The organism is Arthrobacter sp. HMSC06H05 (genome assembly GCF_001807395.1).
In the GTDB taxonomy this organism is placed as follows: Bacteria; Actinomycetota; Actinomycetes; order Actinomycetales; family Micrococcaceae; genus Pseudoglutamicibacter; species Pseudoglutamicibacter albus.
The window spans coordinates 46,882-55,792 of record NZ_KV788966.1 but is presented as its reverse complement, the minus strand read 5'-3'; the positions used below and the strand labels follow the sequence as shown (position 1 = coordinate 55,792).

The 8,911-nt window shown below is 59.8% G+C and carries 8 protein-coding genes; all 8 read right to left on the bottom strand.

Translation table 11 applies throughout. The annotated features are described in order from the left end of the window. Positions 1–47: 47 nt before the first annotated feature. Positions 48–1,172, bottom strand: coding sequence for an aspartate-semialdehyde dehydrogenase (gene asd, locus HMPREF3160_RS00300; RefSeq protein ID WP_083285181.1), 1,125 nt, complete (start codon positions 1,170–1,172; stop codon positions 48–50). Between the two features lie 49 nt (positions 1,173–1,221). Beyond that, positions 1,222–3,006, bottom strand: a complete 1,785-nt coding sequence (locus HMPREF3160_RS00295; protein ID WP_070506359.1) for a choline/carnitine O-acyltransferase — start codon at positions 3,004–3,006, stop codon at positions 1,222–1,224. Between the two features lie 117 nt (positions 3,007–3,123). Then, positions 3,124–3,588 carry an NF038396 family protein gene (locus HMPREF3160_RS10270; RefSeq protein ID WP_070490209.1) on the bottom strand — a complete coding sequence of 155 codons (465 nt, stop codon included), beginning with the start codon at positions 3,586–3,588 and terminating at the stop codon, positions 3,124–3,126. A 1-nt stretch (position 3,589) separates the two neighbouring features. Then, entirely contained in the window at positions 3,590–4,162 is a 573-nt protein-coding gene (locus tag HMPREF3160_RS00285; RefSeq protein ID WP_070506356.1) for a dihydrofolate reductase, read from the bottom strand. Positions 4,163–4,226: 64 nt separating this feature from the next. Continuing rightward, positions 4,227–5,033, bottom strand: a complete 807-nt coding sequence (locus HMPREF3160_RS00280) for a thymidylate synthase (protein WP_070490205.1) — start codon at positions 5,031–5,033, stop codon at positions 4,227–4,229. Positions 5,034–5,119: 86 nt separating this feature from the next. Further along, positions 5,120–5,428: a GNAT family N-acetyltransferase gene (locus HMPREF3160_RS00275; RefSeq protein WP_035757991.1), complete on the bottom strand. Its 309-nt coding sequence runs from the start codon at positions 5,426–5,428 to the stop codon at positions 5,120–5,122. A 121-nt stretch (positions 5,429–5,549) separates the two neighbouring features. Next, a complete protein-coding gene (locus HMPREF3160_RS00270; protein WP_256173696.1) occupies positions 5,550–6,521 on the bottom strand; it encodes an NUDIX hydrolase in 972 nt (323 codons plus the stop codon). Positions 6,522–6,544: 23 nt separating this feature from the next. Next, positions 6,545–8,785 carry an RNA degradosome polyphosphate kinase gene (locus HMPREF3160_RS00265; RefSeq protein WP_070506354.1) on the bottom strand — a complete coding sequence of 747 codons (2,241 nt, stop codon included), beginning with the start codon at positions 8,783–8,785 and terminating at the stop codon, positions 6,545–6,547. Between the last annotated feature and the right edge of the window lie 126 nt (positions 8,786–8,911).

Genomic DNA, 8,911 nt, shown 5'->3' with positions numbered 1-8,911 from the left:
AGCGCTCACACGTTTAAGGACAGCAACGACCGCCTATAGATCGTCTTCTACAGGTTTCCGAGCGCGATCTGGAGCATGCGGCGCAGCGGCTCTGCCGCGCCCCACAGCAGCTGGTCGCCGACCGTGAACGCGGAAATGTACTGCGGGCCCATCTCCAACTGACGCAAGCGACCCACCGGGATGTTCAGCGTTCCGGATGCCGCGACCGGGGTCAGCTCGTTCATGGTCGCTTCCTTCTCGTTCGGAACTACCCTGGCCCACTCGTTATCGGAGTCGATCAGGCGGGCGACCTCGTCGAGGCCCACGTCTTCACGCAATTTGATCGTGAGCGCCTGCGAGTGGGACCGCATCGCGCCGATGCGCACGCATAGGCCATCGACCATGATGTGGTTCTCAGCCGTGGTGCCCAGGACCTTGTTGGTCTCCACACCGGCTTTCCACTCTTCGCGGGACTGGCCGTTGCCGAGGTCGGAATCGATCCACGGGATGAGGTTGCCCGCCAGTGGCACACCGAACTGGGTTGCGTCGAGCTCACCGGAACGCTGTTTACGCAGAACGTCGGTGTCGATCTGGGTGATCGCAGACGCCGGATCATCCAGCAGCTCCTTGACGGATGCGTTGATATCGCCGAACTGGGTCAGCAACTCACGCATGTGGCGCGCGCCGCCACCCGAAGCCGCCTGGTAAGTCATCGAGGTCGCCCATTCGACCAGGCCGTTGCGGAACAGGCCGCCTAGACCCATGAGCATGCAGGACACAGTGCAGTTACCGCCCACAAAATCCTTGACGCCGGTCTCAAGGCCGCGGTCGACCACGTTCCGGTTGACCGGGTCCAGCACGATGATCGAGTCGTCTTCCATCCGCAACGTGCTCGCCGCATCGATCCAGATGCCGTCCCAGCCTGCCGCACGCAGCTTGCCGTGCACGGCGCTCGTGTAGTCGCCGCCTTGCGCGGTGACGATGATCGGCAGCTTGGCGAGCTCATCGATATCGTGAGCGTCCTTGAGCGCTGGCGCGCCTTCAGCGAACGATGGGGCGGCCGCGCCAGCCTGGGACGTCGAGAAGAACACCGGGTCGATACCGGCGAAATCCCCTTCATCTTGCATACGCTGCATGAGGACCGAACCCACCATGCCGCGGTAACCGACAAAACCTACAGCCTTAGAAGTCATAGCTTCAAGGCTACGCGAGAACGCCGGCGCTAAGCCCGAATCTTTCGCATTATGATCCCGGCAGGCGTTCGGCTCGCCAGGGCAGGTCAGAGCCTCGCTGCTGCAGGAACTCCCACAGCATCTCAGATGCCTTGATGAGGTTCGCGGTGAACTCCTCGGGTTTCTCCGCGGTATCCACATTCCACGAGACACAGAACTCGGTGGCTTCCGGCAACGGAGTGTAGGAGATGCCGAAACCCTCCGGCCGGGTGGGTACAAAGCAGTAACGCACAATCTGCTCGGGGCCACCCACCGAGGTCGTGGAGAGGAAGTCCCGGCGCGCGGCCAGCACGGCGTCATCGGTGAAGAACGGATCGCTGGCATCGATCGTCGCCATCATTTGGATGTGGCGGTCGAAACCGTTACCGGACTTGCAGCGCTTGACCCAGCCGCGGTGTGCGTTGACGGCCGCGAGTAGATCCTCATGAGTCGCGGTGCCCGCAACGAGTTTGCGAGCGAAAGCAACGGCCTCGCCGGTAGCGGAACGCAGACATTCGGTGCGGCCAGCACGGTATTCACGCATATCCACGGCCTCATAGACCGCGCGGATGCGACCATAAGTGAGCTGCTGCGCGATGTGCATGGTCAGCTGAGCTACCGCGTCACGGCTGATCTTGAACGGCATGTGCGCAGGTGGTCGATGCGGCGCGGTGACGATCTGCACCGTGAACTTCGAGGCCAGCTCCGTGTAGGCGGCAACCCGCTCACGGAGCTGCGCCGTGGTCGCCTCATCGAGCGTCCACACAAGCTCCTCGGCATCGAGCCGTGTGAGTTCTTCTGAGGTTTCCGCCGGCAACTGCACGGTCTGGAGGCGTTTCATGGCGGTGACCAGCGTGGCGCCGTCGATGCAGGAGTGCTCCACATGCACCGCGGCCCACTCGTCGGGAAGACTCACCTGATAGCTCAACGGCTTATACGCCCATGCCCCGCGCGGGGTGAAGGTTGCCTCACGGATGCGCTGGGTATCTGTGGCGCCGCCGTCGGTCAATAGCTCAACGGTGAAGAGCATGTCGGCTAGACGGTCATACACCAGATGGTTGCCGCTGTGCTCCAGCATGTCTGGAAGCAGATCGTCAAGAACACCGGAACCCAGCAGGGAAGGGGCGTTGAAATCGAGCTCTGGGGGTTTCGTTGTCGCTGCTTGAATGTTCTCCAACGCGGCCCGCAGCGCTTCGGCGCAAGCCGGCTTGCCGGCACTGTCAGTGATAGGTACGGCGAAGAGGCGACCGTTGACGAAAACGCCGATCTCCCGGTTCGCCTCATCTAGCGTGCATGGGAAGACCTGATCTTCCCCCTCTAACGGGAGGCGTATTGAGCCACCGTAGACGAACCATTGATTCAACGTGATGCGGTTGCCGCGGGCGTCCACATCCTCCGGCAGATTCCCAGAGGCCACCTGCAGGTGCACCATAGCTGCGCGCTGAATGAACTCAACCGCTCCATCTAAGCCTAGAGATGTGTGCTCGCGGGGGCGAGCGAGCTGGAAGCAGACATTGGTGCTCAGAGGCAGCGGCTCACGGACGGTGAGGTAGCTGGAATACCATTCCTCGTGCAACCAGTTGGTGCCTTCAGCGGCGAGGGCCTCGGCGCGCTCACGCAGAGCGGCATCGAGCTTAGGGCCGGCGCCCGTGCGGAATTTCTCGACGATTTCGTGAGCGTGTTCCAGTTCAGCGCCTTCGAGCACTGCGCGGAGCGCATGTTCATACGCATCGAGAGTGCCGTCCAACGGCGGGACCTCGAGCGGCTTCAGATCCAGTGTTGCAGGATGCGGGATGATCCCGGGATGCCTGGTCATGCTTCGAAGCCTCCTACAGCTAGATCTTCGCTACAGCACTGTGCTGAATCCTTATGGAACGCGGCCCCTAACAAACCCGGGACCTTAGGAATCGCAGGACGTAAGAAGCCCGATCCCTTAGGAATCGCGCTGTTTCTGCTCGGCCTGTTCTTGAGCCGCTTGTTTCTCTTCAGCTTGTGCGCGTTCGGTTTCGAGGCGCTCGGCTTCGCGCGCATGCCAACGGTCGATTGCTTCTTGACCGGTATAGAACTCCTCGACCGCTTCCATCCGTTCGGCAACGAGTTTCTTCCGGATACTGATGCTGCGCACAGCAGCCCACACGAACGCCTGGACCACAACCACTAACAGGATCACGCCCGCGATCTTGTTGCCAACGATCACAGCCCACACACCCGCCGCCGCGCTCGCGAGCGCGAGCACCGGGAACAACATGTAGCCCAGCAGGAAATGCAGCTCCGGGCGTGGAGTGCCCAGAACCAGATCCTCGCTAGCGTCAGCTTCTGCGCTCGCCGCGTCGTTGTTCACTGACGCGCTACCCGCTGGGCCTTCCGGGGTCGTGTTTTTCTCCGGGGTCGTATTCATGTCAGCCTTTTCGTTGGTACACATCCACGCGGTAGCGCAGCTGTTGTTTTTCGCTCTCGATCCAGCCCTCACCTGCCGGGCTTGAGGTCACGTGTTCCCACCCCACACCGAGCTCGGGAGCGAGCGTGTCGCCTTCAACCTGGGTGTCAACGGTTGTGACCACGGCGAGGTTCGCCATCGGCTCTAGGGCTTCATAGATCGCCCCGCCACCAACAATCCAGACCTGCTCGCTACCTTCGCTGTTATAGGCGATGTCGAGCGCTTCAGCGATCGAATCCACAGCGTGCCCGCCGGCGGCGGAAACCTGGTTGCGGGTTTCCGCCTGGGTTGTCAGCACGATGTTGGTGCGGTCAGAGAACGGACGGAACGCGGCCGGGATGGACTCCCAGGTTTTGCGTCCCATGATTACGGGATGGCCCTCGGTGACGTGTTTGAAGAACGCGACGTCTTCGGGCAACCGCCACGGAATATCGCCGTCTACACCGATCACACGCTCAGCTGACTGAGCCCAGATCATACCGATTTGGCGTGCCGATTCGTGCGGGAGGAAGTCTTCAGAGAAATGGTGATGCATTGAAATGTGTGTTCAACGTCCTTGGAAACAGTCAGGTTTGGGAACTGTCCGGTAGTGTGCCCGTTCAGACCGCGATCGGCGCGGCAATACCTGGATGGTGCTGGTAGTTCTCCACGATGAAGTCCTCAAGCTCGTAGTCGAAGATAGACTCCGGCTTCCGTGCGAAACGCAGCGTTGGGTATTCGTAGGGCTCCCGCTCAAGCTGGGTTTTGACTTGCTCGATGTGGTTCTCATAGATATGAACGTCCCCGCCCGTCCACACGAACTCGCCAGGTTCCAAGCCCAGCTGCTGGGCCATCATGTGCACCAAGAGGGAATAGGAAGCGATGTTGAACGGCACGCCTAGGAACGTGTCAGCTGAACGCTGATACAGCTGGCACGAGAGCTTGCCGTTGGCGATATAGAACTGGAAGAACGCGTGGCACGGCGGCAGGGCCATGTTCTTGATCTCAGCGACGTTCCAGGCAGAGACGATGTGGCGGCGCGAATCAGGGTTATCGCGCAGCTGCTGCATGACCTCGGAGATCTGGTCGATGTGGCCGCCATCGGGGGTCGGCCACGAACGCCACTGGACGCCATAGACAGGGCCGAGCTCGCCGTTCTCATCAGCCCATTCATTCCAGATGCGCACGCCCCGTTCCTGCAGCCAGCGCACGTTCGAATCCCCACGCAAGAACCACAACAGTTCCAAAGCGACTGACTTGAAGTGCACGCGCTTGGTCGTGATCAGTGGGAGAGTGCCGTTGCTGAGGTCGTAACGGATCTGACGGCCAAAAACAGAGATTGTCCCGGTACCGGTCCGGTCAGATTTCGGGGTCCCGTTCTCCAGGACGTCCTTGAGCATGTCTTCATATGGCGTGGGGACGGTCATGAGACTCGATTCTACGCAGGGAGTAACCAAAAACACGGAAGGCTGTGGACAACGATACGCCCCATGCCTGGCTGTGGAAGCTGGGTTTAGCGGGCACGCAACACGGCGTACTGCGGGTGCTTCTCAAGGTAGTCGGCAGTGTAGGTGCACACTGGATCGACTTTGAGGCCCAACGCCCACAAGCGCTCCAGGACGATCGTGGTGAGCGCGCGTGCATAGCCGCGGCGGGAAAACTCTTCCCTGATGATCGTGTGGATGAAACTCAACACGTCGCCGTCTTGTTCGTACTGAATGAACCCGATGAAATCATCGCCATCGTACAGATTGAAACGAGACTGGACCTCGTCCTGCTCAACACGGAGCGTGTGCTGCTGAATCAGTGGAGGTTGCGGCATGGCAGGTTCCTTTCAACACGGCGCAAAACACGCCACGAACGCTGTGGGTGCTTCACCTCCGAGCCTACCAAGCACACGCTTGAAGCGATCGAGTCGCTCGAGCAGACACTCGTGAGCCGAATCAGTCTTCGAACGGCTTGTGGATCTCCACCGCAACGGCACGCCACCGGCGTTTAGCATCCAACGCCCGGTGCAAGATGATCGCTTCCCCCGGAGCCAGGTACGGGTTCTCTTGAGGCAAGAACTCCCGCAGTTCTTTAGGCGTCACCGTTTTCAGAGCCTTCAACAGGGTTGGCATCACGGGGCGATGCGAACACACCAACGTAGACTTCGGGTTGTTGAACTGCTTCAACAGGATCCGTTGAGCCTTATCCGGGTCACGGTCAGCGGCGTGCTCGGTCAAAGCGGTCTGCTTCTTGATGCTCATATCCATAGCCGCCGCATACGGCTGCACCGTCTGAACACATCGAGTCCAACGGCTTGAAACCAACCGTTCCGGCTGCCACACCGTCAGCATGCGAGCCAAGGCACGTGCCTGCGTGAAACCAGTTCGAGCCAATGTGCGCTCACCCTCGGAGCGGGTCCAGCTGTTGCGCGGCTTCGCTTTCGCGTGCCGCACCAAAAGGAATGGCGTCGTCTTCAAAAGCCCCTGCTCATACGCATCGACCACGGCCTTGATAGGGGCCTTGTCCGCATCGTTGGTGAGCTTCTTCAAAGCCTTCGACGGCGAATACCAGCGGGCAATATCGACCTCTTTGCCGTCGGGGCTAACCCGCCGCAGCTTCTCCACGTGAGCCGCCCAATAGTACACAACCTTCGATTTCTTGCCCACAAAGTAATGGGTGCACGGCAACGGGATCCCCAAAGTGACCTTGAGGTTGGCTTCCTCTTTAGCCTCACGGACCGCAGCCTCAGCGATCGTCTCGCCATCATCGACCTTGCCTTTCGGCAACGACCAATCCTTGTGCTTAGGCCTGTGAATCAACAAGACCTGCAAACCATCATCGGGGTCGATACGCCACGGCACAACACCAGCGGCAACGATATCGGGGTTGCTCTCGGCGATTTCGCCGATCGGTTCAGTAGAGCGCACAGGAAAAGAAATTGATGCTGACATTATGCGTTCGGTGTTCCTCGACGAGCTCGGGTCTTCAACAAGTATTCCTGAATATCCATCAGACGGTTGCCGTCGGCATCCTTATGAACACGGTTCCAGGTGCCGTCCTGCTGCTGATGCCACGATGACGTCTCATCAGACAAATACAGGTCCATCAACTCGATCAAGCCGCGCTTATCGTCCTCATTCTTGATCGGGACCAGTGCCTCAACACGGCGATCAAGGTTGCGGTGCATCATGTCAGCCGAACCGATATAAACCACCGGGTCGCCATCGTTATGGAACGCAAACACGCGAGAGTGCTCCAAGAACCGGCCCAGAATCGAACGAACCCGGATGTTCTCCGACAAGCCCGGAACATTGGCGCGCAACGAACAGATACCACGCACAATCACATCGACCTGCACACCCGCCTGCGAGGCACGGTAGAGCGCGTCGATGATCGTCTCATCCACCATCGAATTGACCTTGATGGTCACACGAGCGTCCTTGCCCGCCTGCTTGTTCCTGATCTCTTGCTCGATACGCTCAAGCAACCCAGAGCGCAGCGAACGCGGAGCAACCAAGAGGCGATCGAAGGTGGTACGCGGCGCGTAACCGGAGAGCTGATTGAACAAACGCGTGACGTCCTCACCCACGCTAGGATCACACGTCAACAAGCCAAGGTCCTCATAGAAACGGGCCGTGGACGGGTGATAGTTACCGGTACCGATGTGGCAGTAACGCACCAACTGATGACCCTCACGGCGCACCACGAGCGAAAGTTTCGAGTGAGTCTTCAAACCCACGATCCCGTAGACCACGTGCACGCCCGCCTGCTCAAGTTTGCGGGCCCAGGAAATATTGGCCTGCTCATCAAAGCGCGCCTTGATCTCAACCATCGCAAGAACCTGCTTGCCGGCCTCCGCCGCATCGATCAGCGCATCCACGATCGGGGAGTCACCAGAGGTCCTATAGAGGGTCTGCTTGATCGCAACAACCTTCGGGTCTGCTGCCGCTTGGGACAAGAACGCCTGCACCGAGGTCGCGAAGGAATCGTACGGGTGGTGCAACAGGATGTCGCGTTCCTTGACGGCCTCAACCACGTTCGCTTCCATCGCGGTCTCGGCCTCGTTCAGGAATCGTGACGTGCGGCCGATAGCCCGCGGATAGCGAAGGTCCGGGCGCTGAACCTGGGATAGCGCGCCAAGCCCGCGCAGATCCAGCGGGGTGGGCAGAGCGAACACTTCAGAGTCCTCAACACCAAGCTCACGCACCAGCAAAGTGCGGACCTCATCGGACATCTCTTCATCGATCTCGAGGCGAACCGGCGGACCAAAACGGCGCCGCAACAGTTCCTTCTCGAGTGCTTTCAGAATGTTCTCCGCATCATCCTCTTCAACCTCGAGGTCCTCGTTACGGGTCACACGGAACGTGTAGTGCTCCATGATCTCCATGCCGGGGAAAAGCATGTCGAGCTGGGTTGCGATGATCTCCTCGAGCGGGACGAAACGCACCCCAGCCGAAGGGTCATGAGACGGCGGATCAACACGGACCAAGCGGGGTAGAACATCCGGGACTTTGACGCGAGCAAACAGGTGCTTGCCCGTCTGCGGGTTCCGCACCAAAACAGCGAGGTTGAGCGACAACCCGGAGATGTAGGGGAACGGGTGGGCCGGGTCCACCGCCAACGGAGTCAGAACAGGGAAAACCTGTTCGGTGAACCAGTCCCGCAAACGGTGATGTTCCGAATCGGTGAGTTCGTCCCACCGGATGATCGTGATCTTCTCTTTAGTCAGTTCCGGCCGAACCTGCTCAGTGAACACGCGCGCGTGCCGCTGCTGAAGCTCTTGAGCGCGCTCGAGGATGGTCTCGAGCTGGTCCTGTGGACTCAACCCGGTCATCGATGGGACAGCCATGCCGGCTGCGATGCGCCGTTTGAGGCCCGCAACACGCACCATGAAGAACTCATCAAGGTTGGAACCGAAGATCGAAAGGAAGTTGGTGCGCTCCAGCAGGAACAGGTCAGGGTCTTCGGCCAGTTCGAGCACGCGCAGGTTGAAATCCAGCCACGACATTTCCCGGTCCAGGAACCGCTCCAGGCCAAAATCACCGTCCGGAGTAGTGTGGACGGAGACCTCTGGGGCCTCTATCCGGTCAGCGGTCGGCTTGACACGCTTCGGTTTGCTCGCAGGTACGGTTCCGGCGTGATTCTCCACGCGATCCTCCTTGTGATGCCGGGCCTGTTCGACGCCGGGCATGGCATGGGTGTCGTGCAGTGATCGGCCCTGCTCTTCACGAGCTATACAGACTCATGCAGAGCGGGTGGAATCACCTTCAGGATACCGCTCGTTTAGCGGTGTTTTTCTCCAGAAAGGCGATATAGG

Excerpts from the sequence above, each read along its gene's own strand:
- HMPREF3160_RS10270 (WP_070490209.1), bottom strand. The coding sequence starts at position 3,588 with ATGAATACGACCCCGGAGAAAAACACGACCCCGGAAGGCCCAGCGGGT.
- HMPREF3160_RS00295 (WP_070506359.1), bottom strand. The coding sequence starts at position 3,006 with ATGACCAGGCATCCCGGGATCATCCCGCATCCTGCAACACTGGATCTG.
- HMPREF3160_RS00275 (WP_035757991.1), bottom strand. The coding sequence starts at position 5,428 with ATGCCGCAACCTCCACTGATTCAGCAGCACACGCTCCGTGTTGAGCAG.
- HMPREF3160_RS00285 (WP_070506356.1), bottom strand. The coding sequence starts at position 4,162 with ATGCATCACCATTTCTCTGAAGACTTCCTCCCGCACGAATCGGCACGC.
- asd (WP_083285181.1), bottom strand. The coding sequence starts at position 1,172 with ATGACTTCTAAGGCTGTAGGTTTTGTCGGTTACCGCGGCATGGTGGGT.
- HMPREF3160_RS00280 (WP_070490205.1), bottom strand. The coding sequence starts at position 5,033 with ATGACCGTCCCCACGCCATATGAAGACATGCTCAAGGACGTCCTGGAG.
- HMPREF3160_RS00265 (WP_070506354.1), bottom strand. The coding sequence starts at position 8,785 with ATGCCCGGCGTCGAACAGGCCCGGCATCACAAGGAGGATCGCGTGGAG.